The 22,127-nt window shown below is 73.7% G+C and carries 17 protein-coding genes; 12 read left to right on the top strand and 5 right to left on the bottom strand.

Translation table 11 applies throughout. The features are described from left to right. Positions 1 to 4: 4 nt before the first annotated feature. Positions 5 to 499: an Lrp/AsnC family transcriptional regulator gene (locus E8D34_RS14310; RefSeq protein WP_136595321.1), complete on the bottom strand. Its 495-nt coding sequence runs from the start codon at positions 497 to 499 to the stop codon at positions 5 to 7. Positions 500 to 679: 180 nt separating this feature from the next. Here E8D34_RS14310 and hppD point away from each other — a divergent pair, with 180 nt between their 5' ends. The 5 genes from hppD (at position 680) to E8D34_RS14285 (ending at position 5,217) form a co-directional block, all read left to right on the top strand. Then, the gene (gene hppD / locus E8D34_RS14305; protein WP_136595320.1) at positions 680 to 1,882 is read left to right on the top strand and encodes a 4-hydroxyphenylpyruvate dioxygenase; all 1,203 of its coding nucleotides are present in this window, start codon (positions 680 to 682) and stop codon (positions 1,880 to 1,882) included. A 15-nt stretch (positions 1,883 to 1,897) separates the two neighbouring features. Next, positions 1,898 to 3,151 carry a cupin domain-containing protein gene (locus tag E8D34_RS14300; protein ID WP_136595319.1) on the top strand — a complete coding sequence of 418 codons (1,254 nt, stop codon included), beginning with the start codon at positions 1,898 to 1,900 and terminating at the stop codon, positions 3,149 to 3,151. 63 nt (positions 3,152 to 3,214) lie between these two features. Beyond that, complete coding sequence (locus E8D34_RS14295; protein ID WP_136595318.1) at positions 3,215 to 4,366, top strand: fumarylacetoacetate hydrolase family protein; 1,152 nt, start codon at positions 3,215 to 3,217, stop codon at positions 4,364 to 4,366. 7 nt (positions 4,367 to 4,373) lie between these two features. Next, positions 4,374 to 4,712, top strand: a complete 339-nt coding sequence (locus E8D34_RS14290; protein WP_240771360.1) for a GNAT family N-acetyltransferase — start codon at positions 4,374 to 4,376, stop codon at positions 4,710 to 4,712. Between the two features lie 31 nt (positions 4,713 to 4,743). Then, positions 4,744 to 5,217 (top strand): nucleoside deaminase, encoded by a 474-nt coding sequence (locus E8D34_RS14285; protein WP_136595317.1) that lies wholly within the window; start codon positions 4,744 to 4,746, stop codon positions 5,215 to 5,217. 45 nt (positions 5,218 to 5,262) lie between these two features. Here the strand turns inward: E8D34_RS14285 and E8D34_RS14280 are convergent, their stop codons facing one another. Then, complete coding sequence (locus E8D34_RS14280; RefSeq protein WP_206056730.1) at positions 5,263 to 6,885, bottom strand: helicase; 1,623 nt, start codon at positions 6,883 to 6,885, stop codon at positions 5,263 to 5,265. A gap of 278 nt (positions 6,886 to 7,163) precedes the next feature. Between E8D34_RS14280 and E8D34_RS14275 the strand changes: the two genes are divergently transcribed. Next, positions 7,164 to 9,281 (top strand): PhoX family phosphatase, encoded by a 2,118-nt coding sequence (locus tag E8D34_RS14275; RefSeq protein ID WP_136595315.1) that lies wholly within the window; start codon positions 7,164 to 7,166, stop codon positions 9,279 to 9,281. A gap of 199 nt (positions 9,282 to 9,480) precedes the next feature. On the opposite strand, the gene E8D34_RS14270 is transcribed toward E8D34_RS14275, so the two are convergent. Next, positions 9,481 to 10,242: a 3-oxoacyl-ACP reductase family protein gene (locus E8D34_RS14270; RefSeq protein ID WP_136595314.1), complete on the bottom strand. Its 762-nt coding sequence runs from the start codon at positions 10,240 to 10,242 to the stop codon at positions 9,481 to 9,483. A 251-nt stretch (positions 10,243 to 10,493) separates the two neighbouring features. Here E8D34_RS14270 and leuS point away from each other — a divergent pair, with 251 nt between their 5' ends. The 5 genes from leuS (at position 10,494) to holA (ending at position 18,519) form a co-directional block, all read left to right on the top strand. Next, a complete protein-coding gene (leuS, locus tag E8D34_RS14265) occupies positions 10,494 to 13,016 on the top strand; it encodes a leucine--tRNA ligase (protein WP_136595313.1) in 2,523 nt (840 codons plus the stop codon). A 165-nt stretch (positions 13,017 to 13,181) separates the two neighbouring features. After that, a complete protein-coding gene (locus tag E8D34_RS14260; RefSeq protein ID WP_136595312.1) occupies positions 13,182 to 14,036 on the top strand; it encodes a DegV family protein in 855 nt (284 codons plus the stop codon). A 179-nt stretch (positions 14,037 to 14,215) separates the two neighbouring features. Further along, positions 14,216 to 15,163, top strand: coding sequence for a helix-hairpin-helix domain-containing protein (locus E8D34_RS14255; RefSeq protein WP_136595311.1), 948 nt, complete (start codon positions 14,216 to 14,218; stop codon positions 15,161 to 15,163). Positions 15,164 to 15,177: 14 nt separating this feature from the next. Next, positions 15,178 to 17,538: a ComEC/Rec2 family competence protein gene (locus E8D34_RS14250; RefSeq protein WP_136595310.1), complete on the top strand. Its 2,361-nt coding sequence runs from the start codon at positions 15,178 to 15,180 to the stop codon at positions 17,536 to 17,538. Between the two features lie 30 nt (positions 17,539 to 17,568). Continuing rightward, entirely contained in the window at positions 17,569 to 18,519 is a 951-nt protein-coding gene (holA, locus tag E8D34_RS14245) for a DNA polymerase III subunit delta (RefSeq protein ID WP_136595309.1), read from the top strand. Positions 18,520 to 18,669: 150 nt separating this feature from the next. Here the strand turns inward: holA and rpsT are convergent, their stop codons facing one another. Both rpsT and E8D34_RS14235 read right to left on the bottom strand, forming a co-directional pair. Then, positions 18,670 to 18,930: a 30S ribosomal protein S20 gene (gene rpsT, locus E8D34_RS14240; RefSeq protein ID WP_136595308.1), complete on the bottom strand. Its 261-nt coding sequence runs from the start codon at positions 18,928 to 18,930 to the stop codon at positions 18,670 to 18,672. 166 nt (positions 18,931 to 19,096) lie between these two features. Then, a complete protein-coding gene (locus E8D34_RS14235) occupies positions 19,097 to 20,026 on the bottom strand; it encodes a hypothetical protein (RefSeq protein ID WP_168929443.1) in 930 nt (309 codons plus the stop codon). Positions 20,027 to 20,148: 122 nt separating this feature from the next. On the opposite strand from E8D34_RS14235, the gene lepA reads away from it, so the two are divergent. Continuing rightward, positions 20,149 to 22,032: a translation elongation factor 4 gene (gene lepA, locus E8D34_RS14230; RefSeq protein ID WP_136595306.1), complete on the top strand. Its 1,884-nt coding sequence runs from the start codon at positions 20,149 to 20,151 to the stop codon at positions 22,030 to 22,032. Positions 22,033 to 22,127 lie beyond the last annotated feature (95 nt).

Genomic DNA, 22,127 nt, shown 5'->3' with positions numbered 1-22,127 from the left:
AACGTCAGCGGTACGACGGCGAGCGGCTGGCGCGGCTCGCCGCCGTCCGCCGCAGCAACGGCAGCACCCGTGGCCGGATCAGGGTGCCGAGCACGACCACGCTGGTGGAGCGCACCACCGAGCCGGACCGGTTGAGGTCCAGCAGCGTGTCCTGCAGGTCGGCGTGGTCGGCTGCCGCGACCCGGCAGACCACGTCGGCGGTGCCGGTGGTCACGTAGGCCTCGAGGATGGTGGGGATCGCCTCCAGCTCGGAGGCGACCTCCTCCAGGGCGCCCTGGGCGATCTCCAGGGTGACGAACGCCGAGAGCGGGTGGCCGGCGGCCTCGAGGTCGACGTCGGGGCCGTAGCCGGTGATCACCCCGGCGTCCTCCAGGCGCTGGATCCGCGCCTGGACGGTCGCCCGCGCCACCGACAGCAGCCGGGACAGCTCCAGCGGCCCGGCCCGGGGCCGGTCCCGCAGGGCGGTGAGCAGGGCGAGGTCCAGCTGGTCGAGCTCCATGTCGTACCTCCCGGCGGCAGTGCTGTGCTCAGAGACTAGTTCACGGCCGCAACTTCCGGTCGCACTAGGCCGTCGGTGTACCTCCGGGTGGACAGGTTGTGCAGCGGGGCGCGACCGGCTTTGCTCGCAGGTGACGCGCATCACATGGGCGTCGTTTCGTACTGCCGTGGAGGGAGACCCATGACCATCGCCGACCACCTCACCGACGCCGAGCGCCTGGCCCACCTGGACCTCGACCAGCTGCGCCGGCTGATCGGGCTCGTCGAGTACGACGACGCCTCCGACCCGTTCCCGGTCACCGGCTGGGACGCGGTGGTGTGGGCGGTGGGCAACGCCGTGCAGACGTCGCACTTCTTCCAGTCGGCGTTCGGGATGGAGCTCGTCGCCTACTCGGGCCCCGAGACCGGCAACCGCGACCACCACGCCTACGTGCTGACCAGCGGTGCGGTGCGGTTCGTCGTCACCGGCGGGGTCGCCCCCGACAGTCCGGTCACCGCCCACCACGCGCGCCACGGCGACGGGATCACCGACATCGCCCTCGAGGTGCCCGACGTGGACCGGTGCATCGAGCACGCCCGCTCGGTCGGCGCGCAGGTCCTGGTCGAGCCGCACGACGTGAGCGACGAGCACGGCACCGTCCGTCTGGCCGCGATCGCCACCTACGGCGAGACCCGCCACACGCTGGTCGACCGGAGCCGGTACGACGGCCCGTACCTGCCCGGGTACGTGGCCCGCTCTTCCACCATGGCGCGCGGCGACGGGGACGCCTCGGTCTTCCAGGCGCTGGACCACGTCGTCGGCAACGTCGAGCTGGGCCGGATGGACGAGTGGGTGGACTTCTACCGCCGGGTCATGGGCTTCACCAACATGGCCGAGTTCGTCGGCGACGACATCGCCACCGACTACTCGGCGCTGATGAGCAAGGTCGTGGCCAGCGGCAACCACCGGGTGAAGTTCCCGCTCAACGAGCCGGCCATCGCCCGCAAGCGCAGCCAGATCGACGAGTACCTGGAGTTCTACGGCGGCCCGGGCGCCCAGCACCTGGCGCTCGCCTGCGAGGACATCCTGGCGGCGGTCGACCGGATGCGGGCGGCGGGCATCGAGTTCCTCGACACCCCCGACTCCTACTACTCCGACCCCGAGCTGCGGGCACGGATCGGCGAGGTCCGGGTGCCGATCGAGGAGCTGGCCTCCCGGGGGATCCTGGTCGACCGCGACGAGGACGGCTACCTGCTGCAGATCTTCACCAAGCCGATCGGGGACCGGCCCACGGTCTTCTTCGAGCTGATCGAGCGGCACGGCTCGCTGGGCTTCGGGAAGGGCAACTTCAAGGCGCTCTTCGAGGCGATCGAGCGCGAGCAGGAGAAGCGCGGGAACCTCTGAGGACGGAGCAGCGACATGGCGCACTACCAGCGCATGGGCGACGTACCGCCCAAGCGGCACACCCAGCACCGCGGGCCCGACGGTGAGCTCTATTACGAGGAGCTGATGGGGGAGGAGGGGTTCTCCTCGGACTCCTCGCTGCTCTACCACCGGCACGTCCCCTCCGCCCTGGTGGACGCCCGCCCGTGGGCGCTGCCGGAGCAGGCCACCACGGCGAACACGCCGCTGCTGCCCCGCCACCTGACCCCGCACCTGCTCTTCGCCGACGCCGCGGGCCTGGTCGACGCCGAGGCGGTGGCCAAGACGGACGCGGTCACCGGGCGACGGCTCCTGCTCGGCAACGCCGACGTGCGGATCGGGTACGTCGTCGCCGGCGCCCCCTCGCCGCTGTACCGCAACGCCACCGGGGACGAGTGCGTCTTCGTCGAGGACGGCACCGCCCTGGTGGAGACGGTCTTCGGCGACCTGGTCGTCGGACCCGGCGACTACGTGGTGATGCCGCGCGCGACGACCCACCGGTGGGTGCCGACCGGCGACGCGCCGCTGCGGCTCTACGCGATCGAGGGCAACAGCCACATCGGCCCGCCGAAGCGGTACCTCTCCCGCTACGGCCAGCTGCTCGAGCACGCGCCGTACTGCGAGCGCGACCTGCGCCCGCCGACGCCGCCGCACGAGGAGGAGGACCGGGACTACAAGGCGGACGGCGGCTTCGAGGTGTACGTCAAGCACCGCGGCAGCGGCCCGGGGGCCGGTGGTGGGCTCGCCGGGACCGTCCACGTGCTGCCGCACCACCCGTTCGACGTGGTCGGCTGGGACGGCTGCCTCTACCCCTACGCGTTCAACGTGGCCGACTTCGAGCCGATCACCGGCCGCGTGCACCAGCCGCCGCCGGTGCACCAGGTCTTCGAGGGCCACAACTTCGTGGTCTGCAACTTCGTGCCGCGCAAGGTCGACTACCACCCGCTCGCGGTGCCGGTGCCCTACTACCACTCCAACGTCGACTCCGACGAGGTCATGTTCTACGTCGCCGGCGACTACGAGGCGCGCAAGGGCTCGGGGATCGGCATCGGCTCGATCACCCTGCACCCCGGCGGCTACCCGCACGGCCCGCAGCCCCAGGCGATCGAGGCCAGCCTCGGCGCCGAGCGGTTCGACGAGCTCGCGGTCATGGTCGACACCTTCCGGCCGCTCGACCTGGGGGAGGGCGGGGCCGCCTGCGACGACGGCGCCTACGCCTGGACCTGGGCCGGTGGAAGGGCAGGTGGTTGAGGTGGTGCCGCTGGTTGAGGTGCGAGGCGCCCCGGCGCCGAGCCTCGAGACCGAGGCGCCGCGATGAGCGGATTCGGCGTCTACCTCGACCACGGCGGGGTACGACGGGTGGGCTGGCGCGCCGGCGACCACGTGCTCGACCTGGGCACCCTCGCCCGCGGCGACCGCCCCGACCTGGGACCGTTCCTGGCGGGAGGCTCGCTGGACCCGTTGCTCAGCGCCGGGCCGGCGGTCTGGGCCGACGCGTTGGAGGCGGCACTGCGCTGGGACGAGACCGGAGCCGACCGGACCCCGCTCGCCGAGGCCCGGCCGATGCTGGGCTTCACCGTCGCCGACTACGTCGACTTCTACGCCTCCGAGCACCACGCCGCGCACGTGGGCCGGCTGTTCCGGCCGGGGCAGCCGGCGCTGCCCGCCAACTGGCGCCACCTGCCGATCGGCTACCACGGCCGCGCCGGCACGGTGGTGGTCTCCGGTACCCCGATCACCCGTCCCTCGGGTCAGGTGCGCTGCCCGGACGCGAGCATCGCGTTCGAGCCGAGCCGACGCCTGGATCTCGAGGCGGAGGTGGGGTTCGTGGTCGGGGTGCCGGCCGACCGGCCGGTCCCGATGCGCGCGTTCGCCGATCACGTCTTCGGCGTCTGCCTGGTCAACGACTGGTCGGCTCGGGACATCCAGGCGTGGGAGTACGTGCCGCTCGGGCCGTTCCTGGGCAAGTCGTTCGCCACCTCGGTCTCCCCGTGGGTGGTGCCGCTCGCGCTGCTGGAGGCGGCGCGGGTGGCGCCGCCGCCGCGCGACCCGAGGCCGCTGCCCTATCTCGACGACACCGACGCCGAGCCGTGGGGCCTGGATCTCCAGCTCGAGGTGCTGGTCAACGGTGCCGTGATCTCCGCGCCGCCGGCCGCCTCCCTGTACTGGACCGGCGCCCAGCAGCTGGCGCACCTGACGGTCAACGGGGCCACACTGCGCTGCGGCGACCTCTTCGCCTCGGGCACCGTCAGCGGCCCCGCGCCCGACCAGGCCGGCTCGCTGCTGGAGCTCACCGAGAACGGCGCCGAGCCGCTGACCCTGCCCGACGGCACGGTCCGTGGCTTCCTCGAGGACGGCGACGAGGTGGTGGTCCGGGCGACCGCTCCCGGCGTCGACGGCGGCGAGGTCGACCTGGGCGAGGTGGTCGGGCGGATCAGCCCTGCGGTGGGGCCGGCGCTGTCATGATGGCGGCGTGACGGACCACGCGACCGGCCCCGCCGCGGGGGAGACCAGCACCGACCGGATCCACACGCGCCACGCGCCCGAACGGCACCGCTACGAGATCCTCGACGGCGAGCGGCGGATCGGGCTCACGCAGTACCGGCTGCCCGACGACGAGCACGTCGACTTCGTGCACACCGAGATCGACGAGGCGTACGGCGGCCGCGGGCTCGCCGGGCGCCTGATCTCCTTCGCGCTCGCCGACGTCCGGGAGCGGGGAAAGCGGATCATCCCGCACTGCCCGTTCGTGGCCGGCTGGATCGACAAGCACCCGGAGTACGAGGAGATCACCGACCGGCCGGACCGCTAGCGTCGGCGCCCCACCACCAGGAGTCGAACCGATGGCAACGTCCGATCTTGACCACCTCCGGCGCGCGATCGCGGTGTCCCAGGCAGCCCGCGACCACGGCAACCACCCGTTCGGGGCGGTGCTCGTCGCACCGAACGGCCTCGTCGTGCTGGAGGCCGAGAACAGCGTCACGACGGAGAACGACGTGACCGGCCATGCCGAGACCAACCTCGTCCGCCTGGCGTCCCGCACCATCGCGCACGACGACCTGCCGCGGCACACCCTGTACACGTCCTGCGAGCCGTGCGCGATGTGCGCGGGTGCCATCTACTGGTCCGGGATCGGTCGAGTGGTCTACGGCCTCTCCGAGGCCGGCCTCCTCGACCTCACCGGGAACCACCCGGACAACCCGACGCTGACGCACCCGTGTCGCGTGGTCCTCGGCGCCGGCAGCCGGCAGATCGACGTGGTGGGCCCCCTGATCGAGGACGAGGCCGCCGGTCCGCACCGGGGTTTCTGGCGGTAGCCCGGGACGGCGCCCGCGCCGGCCACGCCAGCTCGGCGACGTCCCTCAGGCGCCCTCGGTCAGCGACGCGGCGGGCAGCCAGTCGGCGCCGAGCAGCTCGGCGAGGGCGGCGAGGCCGGTGGTGTCGCCACCCACCGTGTCGGAGGCCGCGGCGATCCGCTCCACCATCACCTTGCCGACCTTCTCCTCGACCGTGCCCTCGGCGTACGCGATGTGCCACGGCGAGACCTGGTGGTCGCGGTGGGTGCGGCCGGTCACCTGCCGGCCGGCGATGCCCGAGAAGCGCGCCTGGTGGAAGAGGCCGACCCGCGGCTCGGTGCTCGCCTGGCGGCCGCCGGCGAGGGTCTCGCCGGCGTGCAGGCTGATCGAGGCGACCGTGGTGAAGACGCAGACCTTCGCCTCGCCCGTCTGGAACCGGAGCCGCTCGGCCTCGGCGTCGAACCGGTCGCGACCGTAGATCGTGGCGACCTCGATGCCGGCGTCGCGGAGCCGGTCGGTGATCGGGTCGGCGGCGGTCGCGACGAACTCCACCGAGCACGCCACCTGGCGCTCCGCCTGGACCTGCTGGGCGATCCAGTCGACCGTCGAGGCGACGCGGATCAGGCCGGCCTTCTGCCGGAACCGCAGCAGCGCGGCGCGGCCCTTCGCGACGTTGCGGCCGCGCCGGGCGATGTCCATCTCGCGGCAGAACTCACCCCACTCGGCCTCGTACGCCGCCCGCTCGGCCGGCGTCAGCGTCACCGGCATGCCGGAGATCGGCACCGGTCCCCACGGCGCCGCCCGGTGCAGCATCGCCGGGGGCCGCTCCTCGGCGAGCCAGCCGCGGACCAGCTTGAGGTCGGCGGCGCGGCGCGCGGGGTCGGCGGTCCAGGTCGCGCCGTAGCGCCCCTGCTCCACGCCGACGCCGTGGCGCTCGAGCGCGGTGGCGAAGGCGTCGCCGGGCCGGGTCGCCGAGGCCCACTCCCGCATCGGCTCCCCGAGGACCTGCGCGTAGGCCGGCGCCAGGTAGGGCAGCTCGAGCGGCGTGTGCCCGGGGGTCGCGGTCGTCGCGATGACGAACGGCGCCCGGTCGTGCGGCTTGCCGTGTCCCGAGATGCGGGCCCAGAGCTTCCACCGCTTGGTCGTCGTACGGCGCAGGGCGTGGGCCTCGTCGGCGATGATCACGTCCCACGCGTGGTCGGTCACCTTCTCCAGGCGGTCCCAGGTGATCACGACCCACTCGAGGCCGCCGTCGCCGAGGGCCGAGATGGTGCGGCACCAGTGGCCGATCGTGATCGCGGCCGGTCGGTCGGCGACCACCAGCACCCGTCGCGCACCGCGCAGGTCGCCCACCGCCGTCGCCCCGAGCACCGCGGAGATGGTCTTGCCGACGCCGGGCTCGTCGGCCAGCAGGAACAGCCGCCCGCCGGCGGCGGCGCGCTCCGCGATCGCGTCGGCGGCCTCGAACTGGATCCGGCGCGGCTCGAGCGCGTCGCGCGGGTCCGGGATCGGGGGCGCCGCCGGGGCGTCGGGGTTGAGGGTGTTCTCGATGAACCGACCGAGCGTGTGCGGCCCCGGCGCGTACGGCGCGAGGTGCGCCGGCAGCGCGCGCCCGACGTACAGGTGGGTCTTGACCGCCGGGTGCCAGATGGCGCCGTCGACCTGCGTGCCGTAGGGGACGTCGAGCACCCACAGCCGCTCGCCCGGCCCGGCGACCGGCAACGGCCGCGGCGAGGGTCGCGTCCCGCCCCGGCGGCGCGCGGCGCCGCCTCGTCGGCGGGAGCTGGATCGGCGGGGACTGGCCACCCGCGGACGCTACCCGGGTCTCGGTCCCGAACGGCGCCGGCTCGCCCGGGGTCGGCGCGCAGGCCGCGCATCACATGGATCTCCGCCCCGAAATCGGCGGTTCATGCCGCGGACACGTGGCGACGGGGCCGGATTCACCGACCGCCGGTTGGCTCCGAGCCATGTCAACTGTGCACCCCGACCACCGCACCCCGCTGCCGCTGATCCCGCTCGAGGAGCGGGCCGGCCACCGGCACGGCTCCCGCTCCTACCTGACCTGCCTCTACCGCTGCGGCAACGCCTGCGACCAGCCGGTCCCCAACCCCACCGACCACCCGACCATCGGCGAGGAGATCGCCAAGGCCGTCGGCCGACGCACGGTGCTCCGCGGCGCGGCGATCGGCGGCGGCGCGCTGGTCCTCAGCGGGGCCGCCGGGACCGCGGCCGCCGCCGCGGCCGACGTGGTCGAGCGGCGCGCGGCGCCGAGGAGGGCCGGCGGGCCGCTGGCCCGCGCCGACTTCGTCGCCGTGCCGCCGAACCGCAACGACGCCGTGGGCCTGCCGGACGGCTTCGACCACGACGTGATCATCCGCTGGGGCGACCCGGTGCTGCCCGGGGCGCCGGCGTTCGACCCGCGGGCGCTGACCGTCGACGCGGTCAAGAAGCAGTTCGGCTACAACAACGACTACGTCGGGGTGGTGCCGATGGGCCGCGACACCGCGCTGATGGTGGTCAACCACGAGTACGACGACATCACCCTGATGTACCCCTCGGGCACCTACACCGCCGAGGAGATCGCCTGGCTGGGGATCTACACCCACGGCCTGTCCGTGGTGACCATCAAGCGGGGCCGCACGCCCGGCTCCTGGCGCCGCGAGACCGACCTGCGCAAGGCCACCAAGAACCGTCGGATCAACGCCGACACGACGTTCCGGCTGACCGGGCCCGCGGCCGGCCACGACCTGCTGAAGACGGGTGCGGACGCGAGCGGCTCGAAGGTGAAGGGCACGTTCAACAACTGCGCCGGCGGCCTCACCCCGTGGGGCACCATCCTGTCCGGCGAGGAGAACTTCAACCAGTACTTCAACACCCCCGGCGCGGTGCCGGCCGGGCCGACCCTGGCGGACGGCACCGAGCTGTCCACGTCGTACAGCCGGTACGGCATCGGCCAGAGCTCGAGCGACCCGCGCCGGTGGTACGCCGTGGACGACCGGTTCGACCTGGAGAAGGAGCCGAACGAGCCGCACCGCTTCGGCTGGGTGGTCGAGGTCGACCCGATGGACCCGACCTCGACCCCGGTCAAGCACACGATGCTGGGCCGGTTCAAGCACGAGGGCGCCAACGTGACGCTGTCACGGTCCGGCCGTGCGGTGGTCTACATGGGCGACGACGAGCGCGGCGACTACCTCTACAAGTTCGTCTCCGCCGAGAGGTTCTGGCGGGGTCGGGGCGGCAGGGCGCGCGCCCACAACAAGGGGCTGCTGGACACGGGCACCCTCTACGTCGCCCGACTGACCGGCGACGGCACCGAGGACGGCGTCTACGACGGCACCGGCGAGTGGCTGCCGCTCTGCACCGACACGACGTCGTACGTGCCGGGGATGACGGTCGAGGAGGTGCTGATCTTCACCCGGCACGCCGCCGACCTGCTGGCCCCGACCAAGATGGACCGGCCCGAGGACGTCGAGATCAACCCGGTCAACGGCAAGGTCTACGCGGCGCTCACCAACAACTCCAACCGCGGCGCGTCCTTCCCGCCCGACGAGGCCAACCCGATCACCACCTCGATGGTGCGCTCCAGCCCGGTCAGCGAGCTCACCACGGCGACCGGCAACCGCAACGGCTACATCCTGGAGATGACGCCGAAGCGCGGCGACCACGACCGGACGGAGTTCACCTGGGACCTGCTCCTGGTCTGCGGCGACCCGGAGGCCCCCGAGACCTACTTCGGCGGCTTCCCGAAGGACCAGGTCAGCCCGATCAGCTGCCCGGACAACGTCACCTTCGACAGCGCCGGCAACCTGTGGATCGCCACCGACGGCAACGCGCTCGGCGCGAACGACGGGCTGTTCCGGGTCCCGGTGGCGGGGCCGAACCGCGGCCAGGTCAAGCAGTTCCTGTCGGTGCCGAAGGGCGCGGAGTGCTGCGGTCCGCTGATGTACGACGGCGACCGGTCGCTCTTCTTCGCGCCGCAGCACCCCGGCGAGGTCTCGGGCGCCTCGTTCGACGCGCCGGCGAGCACCTGGCCCGACGGCGGGGACTACCCGCGGCCGGCCGTGTGCGTGGCCTACCGGGCCTGAGCGGCTGCTCGAGCGTGATCGAGGCCCCGGGCGCCGTCGGCGTCCGGGGCCTCGTCGTGGTGGCGGGTGTCGACGCCCGCGGGCGTGTGCCTCAGCAACCTCATGGGTCACACCGGACGGCCAGTTCCGGTGCGTGACGGCCATTGCACTGGCCGTCACGCCCGGGAATCCCCGGTCGACCGGGGATTCCCCGACGCCCTCAGGCGATCGTCATGCCGCCGTCGACCGGCAGCGTCTGCCCGGTGATGTACCCCGAGGCCTCGGAGGCCAGGAAGACCACGGTCGCGGCCAGCTCCGCCGGGTCGCCCTTGCGGCCCATCGGGATCCGGGTCTGCTGCTGCTCCAGGTAGCCCGGCGGGTACTGGTCGGTCATCTCCGAGGCGAAGAAGCCCGGCGCGATCGAGTTCACCCGGATCCCCTTGCGGCCGGTCCACTGCTGGGCGAGGTCGCGGGTCATCCCGTTGAGCCCGGCCTTCGACGCGGCGTACGCCGCCTGGGGAAGTCCGGCGGTGGTGATGCCGAGCACCGAGGAGATGTTGATGATGCTGGAGCCGGGCCGCATCACCCGGCCGCACGCCTGCGCCATCCAGTAGCAGCCGTTGAGGTTCACGTCGATCACCTGGCGGAACTGCTCCGGGGTCTCCCGGGTGGCCGGGACGGCGGTGCCGACGCCGGCGTTGTTGACCAGGATGTCGACGGCGCCGAACTCCTCCATCGCGGCCTCGACGAGCGCGGTGCAGGAGTCGGGGTCGGCGACGTCGGTGCCGACGCTGAGCGCGCGGCGCCCGGCCTCGGTGACCAGCTTCTCGGTCGTGATCAGGCGGTCCACGCGGCGGGCGCCGAGGACCACGTCGGCCCCGGCCTCGGCCAGCGCGCGGGCGAAGGAGACACCGAGGCCGGAGGAGGCGCCGGTGACGATGGCGACCTTGCCATCCAGGTTGAACATGTCGGGGAGCGTCATGGGTGACGAGGTTAGGGCGTGCCTCCCAGGTCCGCGCCTGCTACGCGCCGGAAACGCCGCTCGCGACGGCGCCGCCTTGGGAGGCACGCGCTCGGGGTCGGAGGCGGTACCCTAGAGAGGTGACCATCCGGACGCTTCTCCTTATCTAGCCGCGTCGTTCCCCGACCTTCACGAACGACGCGGCCGCCCCTTGCAGCGCGAGGGGCTTTTGCATGTCCGGCGCACCACCAGCGGAGCACGAGAGAGAACAGATGCGCGAGCAGACCGACCAGCAGATCCCCAGCGACACCACGGCGCCGGGGGAGTCCGGCCCCGCGTCGTACGACGCCCTCGCGGTGGAGGAGAAGTGGCTCCCGGTCTGGGACGAGATCGACCCCTTCCGGGCCGACGACGCCGCCGTGCTCTCGGGCGAGCGGCTGAAGAAGTACGCGCTGACGATGTTCCCCTACCCGAGCGGTGACCTGCACATGGGTCACGCCGAGGTGTTCGCGATCCACGACGTGATCTCGCGGTACTGGCGGCTGCGCGGCTACGAGGTGCTCAACCCGATGGGCTGGGACTCCTTCGGCCTGCCCGCCGAGAACGCCGCGATCCGCAACGACGAGCACCCGGCGACCTACACCTACGGCAACATCGACACCCAGTTCGCCTCGATGAAGCGGTACGGCGTCAGCTTCGACTGGTCGCGCCGGCTGCACACCTCGGACCCGGAGTACTACCGGTGGACCCAGTGGCTGTTCCTGAAGCTGCGCGAGCAGGGCCTGGCGTACCGGAAGAACAGCCCGGTCAACTGGTGCCCGAAGGACCAGACGGTGCTGGCCAACGAGCAGGTGCTGGCCGACGGGACCTGCGAGCGCTGCGGCGCGGAGGTGACCAAGCGCGAGCTGACCCAGTGGTACTTCCGCACCACCGCCTACGCCCAGGAGCTCTACGACTGCCTGGACGACCTGCAGGACACCTGGATCGGCAAGGTCGTCAACGCCCAGCGCAACTGGATCGGCCGCTCCGAGGGCGCCCACGTCACCTTCGACGTCGAGGGCCACGACCCGATCACGGTCTTCACCACGCGCCCCGACACGCTGTGGGGCGCCACCTTCATGGTGGTCGCCGCCGACGCGAAGCTGGCCGAGCGCCTGGTCACCGCCGAGCAGCGGGACGCGCTGGAGGCCTATCGCGAGGAGGTCCGCAAGGCCTCCGACATCGACCGGCTGGCCACCGACCGGCCGAAGACCGGCGTCTTCCTGGGCGTGCACGCCACCAACCCGGTCAACGGCGAGCAGATCCCGGTGTGGGCCTCGGACTACGTGCTGGCCGACTACGGCACCGGCGCGATCATGGCGGTGCCCGCCCACGACCAGCGCGACCTGGACTTCGCCCGGGCGATGGACCTGCCGGTGCGGATGGTCGTCGGCACCGGCGAGGAGGACCCGGCGGTCTCCGGCGTCGCCACCGCCGGCAGCGGCACCTACGTGAACTCCGGGCCCCTGGACGGTACGGCGGACAAGGACGCCGGGATCCACGCCGCCATCGAGCTGCTGGAGGCCGGCCAGCACGGCACCGGCACCGTCAACTTCCGCCTGCGCGACTGGCTGCTCTCCCGCCAGCGCTACTGGGGTGCGCCGATCCCGATCATCCACTGCCCGGTCGACGGCGAGGTCCCGGTCCCCGAGGACCAGCTGCCCGTCGAGCTGCCCGAGCTGCGCGGTGCCGACCTGAAGCCCAAGGGCACCTCGCCGCTGGGCGGCGCGGACGACTGGGTGAACGTCACCTGCCCGACGTGCGGGGGCCCGGCGACCCGGGACACCGACACCATGGACACGTTCGTGGACTCGTCCTGGTACTTCTTCCGCTACCTGTCGCCGAACGACGACACCCAGGCCTTCGACTCCGCGCTGGCCGACGCGTGGGGCCCGATCGACCTGTACATCGGCGGCGACGAGCACGCGGTGCTGCACCTGCTGTACGCCCGGTTCTTCACCAAGGCCCTGCGCGACGCGGGCCTGCTCACCTGGGACGAGCCGTTCTCGGCGTACCTGAGCCAGGGCAAGGTCATCAACAACGGCCGCAAGATGAGCAAGTCGCTGGGCAACGGCGTGAACCTCGGTGAGCAGCTGGCCGAGTTCGGCGTGGACGCGGTGCGCCTGACGCTGGTCTTCGCCAGCCCGCCGGAGGACAACATCGACTGGGCCGACGTCTCCCCGGCCGGCTCGGCGAAGTTCCTGCAGCGCGCCTGGCGCCTGGCCGGCGACGTCACCTCCGAGCCCGGCGCGGACGTCGCCGCCGGTGACCTGGCGCTGCGCAAGGTCACCGCCCGCACGGTCGCCGACGCGGAGAAGCTGGTGGAGTCCTACCGGTTCAACGTCGTCGTCGCCCGGGTGATGGAGCTGGTCAACGCCACGCGCAAGGCGATCGACTCCGGCTGCGGCCCGGCCGACCCCGCGGTGCGCGAGGCCGCGGAGGCGGTGGCCATCCTGCTGTCGATGGTGGCGCCGTACACGGCCGAGGAGATGTGGGAGCGGCTGGGCCACGCCCCGACCGTCGCCCGCGCCGCCTGGCCGACCGTCGACCCCGCGCTCCTGGTGGAGGACGCGGTCACCGCCGTGGTCCAGATCCAGGGCAAGGTCAAGGCCCGCCTGGAGGTCGCGCCGGACATCTCCGAGGGCGACCTCGAGGCCGCCGCGATGGCCGACGAGGGCGTGCAGCGCGCGATCGACGGCCGCGCGGTCCGCAAGGTCATCGTGCGGGCGCCCAAGCTGGTCAACATCGTCGTCTGAGGCCGACACCGGTCCAGCGCCACGCAGCCGGACCGCCGGGCGCTCGCCCGGCGGACCGGTCGGTGCCCCTGCCGGTGTCCCGGCCGCGAGATCCCTGCCGACAGGGCGCGCCCAGGGTGCGACCATCGGTGCGGATCTCGAGCTCGGGACACTAGCCTTCGCCGCATGCCGATCGTCCTGGTCACCGACTCCACCGCCGAGCTCGCGCCCGAACGGGTGGCCGAGCTGGGGGTCACGGTCGTTCCGCTGCTCGTGGTGATCGGTGACGAGTGCTTCGAGGAGGGGGCCCCGGAGGCCACCCCCGAGGCCATCGCCGCGGCGCTGCGCGACAAGCGGCCGGTGACCACCTCGCGGGCCGCGCCGGCGGTCTTCGCCGAGACCTACCGGCGGCTCGCCGCCGAGGGCGCCACCGGGATCCTGTCGCTGCACGTCTCCGGGGAGGTCAGCGGCACCGTCGAGTCCGCCACGCTCGGTGCCCGCGACGCCGGGGTGGAGGTGCGCTGCCTCGACACGCGCCAGATCGGCCCCGCCACCGGCTTCGCGCTCGAGGCCGCCGCGGCGGTGCTCGCCGCCGGAGGCCGGCTGGACGAGGCCGAGGAGGCCGCGCGGCGGCGGGCCGACGCGACGACCACGCTGCTGTACGTCGACTCGCTGGAGTACCTGCGCCGCGGTGGCCGGGTCGGCGGGGCCGCCGCCGTCGTCGGCGGTGTCCTCGCCGTGAAGCCGCTGCTGACCATCCGCGACGGCGAGGTGGTGCCGGTCGCGAAGGTCCGTACGGCGGCCCGCGCGATCAGCCGGATGGAGGCGCTCGCCGTCGAGGCCGCCGGGGACGGGCCGGTCGAGGTGGTCGTCGCCCACCTCGATGCCGAGGAACGGGCCGGCGAGCTCGCCGAGCGGATCGCCGAGCGCCTGGGGGATCGGCTGGTGGCACCGGTGCGCTGCCGCGAGCTCGGCGCGGTGCTGGGGGCGCACGTGGGCCCCGGGATGCTCGCGGTGTGCATCGCGCCCGTCATCGGCTGAATCACCGGCTGGGTCACCGGCTGGGTCACCGGCTGGATCACCGGCAGGGTCACCGGCTGGGTCACCGGCTGGATCACCGCGGCCCGGTTCTCCTCCACAGAGGCGACGATCGCCGCCCGTCATCCCCAGTCGGGCTGCGCGGCGGCCCCGCGGGCGGCGGTGCCGCCTAGCGTCCGGGCATGCGCCGGGCAGCCGATCACCGACCCACCGACCGCGTACGCGCCGAGGTCGCCGCACGCCGCCTGGAGGCGCTCGCGGCCGACCTCGCGGCCGGCGACGCCGACATCGTGCGCGACGCGTCGGTCGGTGGGCCGCCGGACTGGGTGACCCACGTGCGCCAGCTCCCGACCGCGGCCCCCGCGACCACCCCGGCCCCTGCCGCGCCGGCGGCGTCCCCGCCGCCCCGGATCCCGGCGCCCGGACGGCACGCCGCCCGCCGCGACGGCGGGCTGACGCGGGACGCGCGGTGGTCGCGATGGCTGCCCGGGGGACACCGTGGGTGGCAGCCGGCCCACCTCGCCGTGGTGGCCGTCGTGGTCGCCGTCGGGCTGGCGGTCGCTGCGTGGTGGGTGACCCGGGAGCGCCCACGGCCCGAGCCCGTGCCGATCGACGCCGCTGCCCCGTTGCTGGAGGTCCCCACCGGTGCCACCGTCGCCGGTGCCACCGAGGTCGCCGGCGACGCCGGCGGCGCGCCGGCCCCGCTGACCGTCGACGTGGCCGGCAGGGTGCGCCGCCCCGGGATCGTCGTGCTCGACCCCGGGGCCCGCGTCGTCGACGCGCTCGAGGCCGCCGGCGGCGCGCGTGGCGGCGTCGACCTGACCGGGATCAACCTGGCCCGGCCGCTGGTCGACGGCGAGCAGATCCTCGTCGGCGCCGTGGGGGCGGCGCCGCCCTCGACCGCCGGGGCGGTCGCGTCCGGGGTCGGGGTGCCGGCGCCCCTGGTCAACCTGAACCTCGCCACCCCCGACGAGCTCGAGGAGCTCCCGGAGGTCGGACCGGTGACGGCGGCGGCGATCATCGCCTGGCGCACCGAGCACGGTGTCTTCACCAGCGTCGAGGAGCTGCTCGAGGTTGACGGCATCGGGGAGAAGACGCTGGCCACGCTCCGCCCGCACGTCACGCTCTAGCGGTCGGCTCTCACGTGGGGCGGGACCGCCGACCGGCGGCGGAGGACCTCCGCGTCCCGCTCCTCGGTCTGGGCGCCTGGGCGGGTGGGATCGCCGTCGCGGTGCTCGGCACCGCCGGGTGGTGGGCCGCGCTGGCCGGCGCCGGCGCGCTGCTGGGCGCCGCCCTGCTGACGCGCGCCCGGCAGACCCGGTGGCGCGGGCGCGCCCGCGGGGCGCTGGCGCTGGGCCTGGTCGCCCTCGCGGTCGCCACCGGCGCGCAGCTGCGGCACCGCGCGAGCGAGCACAGCCCGGTCCGCGCCTACGCCGAGGAACGCGCCGTCGCCGTCGTCACCGGCACCGTGTCCTCCGACCCGCGGACGGTCGCGGGGCCCTCCGGGAACCAGGTGGTCGTGCGGGTCGGGCTCTCCGCGGTCAGCGCGCGAGGTGCGGCGGTGCGGACGGGTGGCACGGTGCTGGTGCTCGGCGACCCGCGCTGGGCGGAGGTGCCGCTGGGGTCCGCCGTGCGGACGCGGGGCCGGCTCGCGGTGCCCGACGACGCCGGCCTGGTCGCCCTCCTCACCGGCGCCGGGCCGCCCGAGGTGACCGAACGCCCCGACGTGTGGTGGCGCGCCGCCACCGCGCTGCGTACCTCGATCCGCGACGCGGTCCAGGGGCGCCCGCCGACCCAGGCGGCGCTGGTGCCGGCACTGGTCGACGGCGACGACGCGGCCCTGCCGGCCGACCTCGAGGCGCAGTTCCGGACGACGGGGCTGACCCACCTGACGGCGGTCAGCGGCACCAACCTGACCCTGGTGGTCGGCCTGCTCCTGGTGCTCGCCCGGGCGGTGGGGGTCCGCGGGCGGCTGCTGCCGGTGCTCGGGCTGGTCGGCATCGCCGGCTTCGTGCTGCTCGCCCGTACCGAGCCGAGCGTCCTCCGGGCCGCCGCGATGGGTGCCGTCGGGCTCTTCGCCCTCGGCCGCGACGGGCGCCGCCGCGGCCTACGGGCGCTCGGGGTGGCGGTGGTCGCGCTGCTCCTGCTCTCCCCGGGGCTGGCGCTCTCGGCGGGCTTCGCACTGTCGGTGCTCGCCACCGCCGGGATCGTGGTGCTGGTGCCGTCGCTGACCGCGGCACTCGCCCGCTGGCTGCCGCCCGGCGTCGCCGAGGCGGTCGCCGTGCCCCTGGCGGCCCAGCTCGCCTGCACCCCGCTGGTCGCCGCCATCTCGGGGGAGGTGAGCCTGGTGGCCGTGGTCGCCAACCTGGCCGCGGCTCCCGCGGTCGGCCCGGCCACGGTGCTCGGCCTCGCCGCCGGCCTGGTCGGGCTCGCCTGGCCCGCGGCGGGCGCGGCCGTCGGCGTCCTCGCCGGCTGGTGCGTGGCCTGGCTGGTCGTCGTCGCCCGGGTCGGTGCCGGCCTGCCCGGCGCCTCCCTCGGCTGGGGGACCGGGCCGGTCGCCCTCGGCGCCCTCGTGGTCCTCTGCGTCGCGCTGGCCGCGGTGGCGCCCGCGCTGCTGCGGCGCCGAGCCGTCGGCGTACCGGTGCTGGTGGGGCTGCTGGTGGTCGTCCTCGGGATCCCCGGGCGCGCGTGGCCGGGGTCCGCGGGGTGGGGGACCGGCGACTGGCCGCCGCGCGGCTGGCTGCTGGCGGCCTGCGACGTCGGCCAGGGCGACGCGCTCGCCGTGGCCGTCGGCCCCGGTGCCGCGATCGTCGTCGACGCGGGGCCGGACGACCGGCTCGTCGACCGGTGCCTGGACCGGCTCGGGGTCCGCGAGGTCCCGCTGGTCGTGCTGACCCACTTCCACGCCGACCACGTGGCCGGGCTCGGCGGGGTGCTCGACGGCCGGGCCGTCGGACGGATCGAGGCCACGGGCGTGCTGGACCCGCCCGCCGGGGTGCGCGCGGTGGCCGACCGGGCGCGGCGGGCCGGGGTCCCGCTCGACCTGGCTCCCTACGGCGCGTCCCGGCGTATCGGCGCCGCGACCGTGCAGGTCCTGGCGCCGGCGCTCACCGCGCCGCAGGGCGGCGCCGGGGACGGCTCCTCGGCCAACGACGCCAGCGTGGTCCTTCTGGTGGAGGTCGCCGGGGTACGGCTGCTGCTGACCGGCGACGTCGAGCCGCCCGCCCAGCAGGCGCTCGAGCGACGGCTCGAGGGACTGACCGTGGACGTGCTCAAGGTGCCCCACCACGGCAGCCGTCACCAGGACCTCGGCTGGCTCGGCGCGCTCGCGCCCCGGGTGGCCGTGATCTCCGTCGGCGCGGACAACGACTACGGCCATCCCGCCGAGGAGACCGTCGATGCCCTGGCCGCCGCCGGGGCGACGGTCCTCCGGACCGACCGGTCCGGAGGGGTCGCCGTGCTGCTCGGCGACGGCGGTCGGCTGCAGGTCGCCACCGAGCGGTGAGGCGTCGGGCCCGTGTGGGAGGCTGGCGCCATGCGCGTCGCCGAGGTCCTGGGCAGGGTCGTCCTGATCACCGGCAAGGAGGAGTTCCTCGCCGCCCGCACCGTCGCCGACGTCAAGGCCGCGGTGCGCGGCCACGACCCCGAGTCGGAGTTCTCCGAGGCGGCGGCCGCCGAGCTGACCCTGGCCACGCTGGGCGAGCTCGCGGCGCCGTCGCTCTTCTCGTCCGTGCGCTGCGTGGTCGTCCGCGGCCTGGAGGACCTGCCCGACGAGTCGGTGGCCGGCCTGCTCGACTACGCGGCCGGCCCCGCCGAGGACGTCGCGCTGGTGCTGGTGCACGGCGGCGGCGCCAAGGGCAGCGGGGTGCTCGCCAAGCTGCGCAAGGCCGCCGGGGTGACCGAGATCAAGTCCGCCGAGATCAAGCCCTGGGAGATGCCGGAGTTTGCCGTCGGCGAGGCCAAGCGCCTCGGTGCCCGGCTGGACAAGGCCGCGGCCCAGGTGCTGACCGAGGCCGTCGGCGCCGACCTGCGCTCGCTGTCGGCGGCCGTCGACCAGCTCACCAACGACTTCCCGGGCGAGCGGATCGACGAGGAGAAGGTGCGCCGCTACTTCGGTGGCCGCGCCGAGGTGAAGAACTACGAGATCGCCGACGCGATCCTCGCCGGCCAGCGGGAGCGCGCCCTCGGCGAGCTCCGCTGGGCACTGGAGGCCGGCACCTCCGAGGTCTACATCCTCTCGGCCATCGCGGCCCAGACCCGGACGCTGGCCAACCACGTCGGCGGCGTGCGCGTCCAGGGCATGCCGGCGTGGAAGGCGAAGAACCTGAACAAGCAGGCCGCCGGCTGGTCGCCCGACGGCATCGGCCGGGCCCTGCAGGAGATCGCGCGCGCCGACGCGGACCTCAAGGGCGCGGCCAGCGACGCGTCGTACACGCTGGAGCGCCTGGTGCTCACCGTGGCGGCGCTGCGCGACCACCGCCGCTGAGCCGATCGGCCGAGCGCGTCGCGCCGTCGTGGCGCCGTCGTCGCGCCGCGCTGCCGGCCCCCGCGAAAACCACGAGCGGCGGGAGCTCAAGCAGCGTTGCTGCGAGCTCCCGCCGCTCGGCGGTCGACTCCGGACCGGAGCCAGGGAAGGTCAGAGGGAGGCGGCCTTCTTCATGATCGCCGACTTGCGGTTCGCGGCCTGGTTCTTGTGGATGACGCCCTTGGAGACGGCCTTGTCCAGCGCACGGGTCGCGTTGCGACCGGCGATGACGGCGGCGTCCTTGTCGCCGGCCTCGGCGGCCTCGCGGAACTTGCGGACGGCGGTCTTCAGGCCGGTCTTGACGGCCTTGTTGCGCTCGCGCGCCTTCTCGTTCTGCTTGTTCCGCTTGATCTGGCTCTTGATGTTCGCCACGGTGTGTCTGCCTCGTTGAAGATCGGGATCCCGGGGGATCGATAAGTTACTGGTTCGGTCCGGAGGGCGTCGGGGCGTGGTCGTGACACGTCCTGACGCGACGAACAAGGCTAACAGTGGCCGGTGCCCGCCCCAAATCGAGCGCCGCCGGGCCGGGGCAGCCCGATCAGGTCCGGTCCCGTCGCTCGGTGAGCCAGTCGTGCAGCACGTCGCGCTGCCAGGCCTGGGCCTCCCTCAGGTACGGCGAGAACGACGGTACCGGCTGCGCCGCCGAGGCGACGAAGTAGCCCAGCACCAGCGCCAGGACGATGTCGATCTCCTCCGGGTCCACCGCCGACAGCAGCGGGTGGTTGCGGATGTGGGCCTCGACGTCGAGCCCGTCCCCGCGCGGCCCGAGCAGCAGCAGGAGCGAGTCCAGCCAGGCCGCACCCGCCACGGGCCAGTTCCAGTCGCACAGCAGCACCGTGCCGTCGCCGAGGAACAGCAGGTTGTCGTCGCGGATGTCGGTGTGGACCAGGGTGTCGCCGGCCACCACGTGGGCGTACCGCCCGGCGAGATCGCGGAACTCCGCCGCCTGCGGGTGCTCGATGCCGCGCCAGCCCTCGAGCCAGGGGGCGAACTCCTCGACGGCCGAGGTGAGGCCGACCGGGGCGGGTGTGAGCAGGTCGGCCATCGCCGTCACGGTCGCCGACGCGGCCGCCAGGTCGTCGGGCTGCCAGGGACGGTGCGGTGGCCGGGCGGCGACCGCCTCGATCCCGAGCACCACCCAGTCGTCGGCGTCGTGCACCCACCGCAGCCGCGGGGCCGGGGTGCCCGGGGGCAGGGTGCGCAGTCGGCGTGCCTCGGTGCGGTAGGACTCCGCGAACATCCGCTGCGCGCGGGCGGAGGCGGCCTTCACGAAGTGCCGGGTGCCGTCCTCGCAGAGCAGCAGCGACGCGAAGCCGGGCGTGAAGCCGGCGGTCTGCGAGACGGCCTCGACCACCGGGGACCCGCACTGCCGCTCGACCAGCGCCCGGACGTGGGGCGGCAGGTGGGCCCATTCCAGGCGGCGGGCGGTCCGGCCGTGCGGGAGGGCGGTCGGGATGGCGGTGCTCACCCGCACAGTGTGGCCGACGCCATGCGCCGACGGCCCGCGACGCCCGGTGGCGGGCGCCGGCCCCGGGGTTTCGGCGGCACCGTTTAGCGTGGGCCGCCCCGCTCTGGGAGGATGGGGGCACCATGCCCGCAGTCCCGAACGCCGCCGCCCCCCAGCCGGGCCGCACCGACCCGTCGATCATCCGCAACTTCTGCATCATCGCGCACATCGACCACGGCAAGTCGACCCTGGCCGACCGCATGCTGCAGTTGACCGAGGTGGTCGACCCGCGCGCCGCCCGCGCCCAGTACCTGGACCGGATGGACATCGAGCGCGAGCGCGGTATCACCATCAAGAGCCAGGCCGTGCGGATGCCGTGGCGCGTCGCCGAGGGCAACGAGCAGGGCGCCGAGCCGGGCACCTACGTGCTCAACATGATCGACACCCCCGGCCACGTGGACTTCACCTACGAGGTCTCCCGGTCGCTGCAGGCCTGCGAGGCCGCGATCCTGCTGGTCGACGCCGCCCAGGGCATCGAGGCGCAGACGCTGGCCAACCTCTACCTGGCGATGGGTGCGGACCTGCACATCATCCCGGTGCTGAACAAGATCGACCTGCCCAGCGCCGAGCCGGAGAAGTACGCCGCCGAGCTGGCCGGCATCATCGGCTGCGACCCGTCCGACGTGCTCAAGGTGAGCGCGAAGACCGGTGAGGGCGTCGAGGCGGTCCTCAACGAGATCGTGAAGCAGACCCCGGCCCCCGTCGGCAACGCCGATGCGCCGGCCCGCGCGCTGATCTTCGACTCGGTCTACGACACCTACCGCGGCGTGGTCACCTACGTCCGGGTGGTCGACGGCAAGCTGAGCCACCGCGACCGGATCAAGATGATGTCGACCGGCGCCACCCACGAGATGCTCGAGCTCGGCGTGATCAGCCCCGAGCAGGTCAAGTCCGGCGAGATCGGCGTGGGGGAGACCGGCTACCTGATCACGGGCGTGAAGGACGTGCGCCAGTCGCGGGTGGGTGACACCGTCACCTCCCAGCACGGCGGCGCCACCGAGCCGCTCGGCGGCTACCAGCACCCCAACCCGATGGTCTACGCCGGCCTCTACCCGATCGACGGCGACGACTACCCCGTGCTGCGCGAGTCGCTGGAGAAGCTCCAGCTCAACGACGCCGCGCTCACCTTCGAGCCGGAGACCTCCGGTGCGCTCGGCTTCGGCTTCCGGTGCGGCTTCCTCGGCCTGCTGCACATGGAGATCACCCGCGACCGGCTGGAGCGGGAGTTCAACCTCGACCTCATCTCGACCGCGCCCAACGTGGTCTACGAGGTGCAGATGGAGGACGGCACCGAGCACGAGGTGACCAACCCCAGCGAGTTCCCCGAGGGCAAGATCGCCGAGGTGCGCGAGCCGATCGTGCGCGCCACGATCCTGAGCCCCTCGGACTACATCGGCACGATCATGGAGCTGTGCCAGGAGAAGCGCGGCCAGCTCCAGGGCATGGACTACCTGTCGGCGGACCGCGTCGAGATGCGCTACATCCTGCCGATGGGCGAGATCGTCTTCGACTTCTTCGACCAGCTGAAGTCGCGCACCAAGGGCTACGCCAGCCTCGACTACGAGCGCACCGGCGAGCAGGCCGCGGACCTGGTCAAGGTCGACATCCTGCTGCACGGCGACCCGGTCGACGCGTTCAGCGCCATCGTGCACCGCGACGCGGCGTACTCCTACGGCGTGATGATGGCCGGCAAGCTCAAGGACCTGATCCCGCGGCAGCAGTTCGAGGTGCCGATCCAGGCCGCGATCGGCGCCCGGGTGATCGCCCGCGAGACGATCCGCGCCATCCGCAAGGACGTCCTCGCCAAGTGCTACGGCGGTGACATCTCCCGGAAGCGCAAGCTGCTGGAGAAGCAGAAGGAGGGCAAGAAGCGGATGAAGATGGTCGGCCGCGTCGAGGTGCCCCAGGAGGCCTTCGTGGCCGCGCTCTCCACCACGGGCCCGGCGGGGGACAAGCCCAAGAAGTAGGCGGTCCAGGTCCCTCGGTCGGGGGACCTTCGCCCCTGCTCAACATCCCCCCGGGGGGTCACCCTGGAATCGGACACAGAACCGATCCAGGAGGT

The sequence above is a fragment of the Nocardioides sp. GY 10113 genome (assembly GCF_004919105.1).
GTDB lineage: Bacteria > Actinomycetota > Actinomycetes > Propionibacteriales > Nocardioidaceae > Nocardioides.
This window is presented reverse-complemented; position numbering and strand designations above follow the sequence as displayed.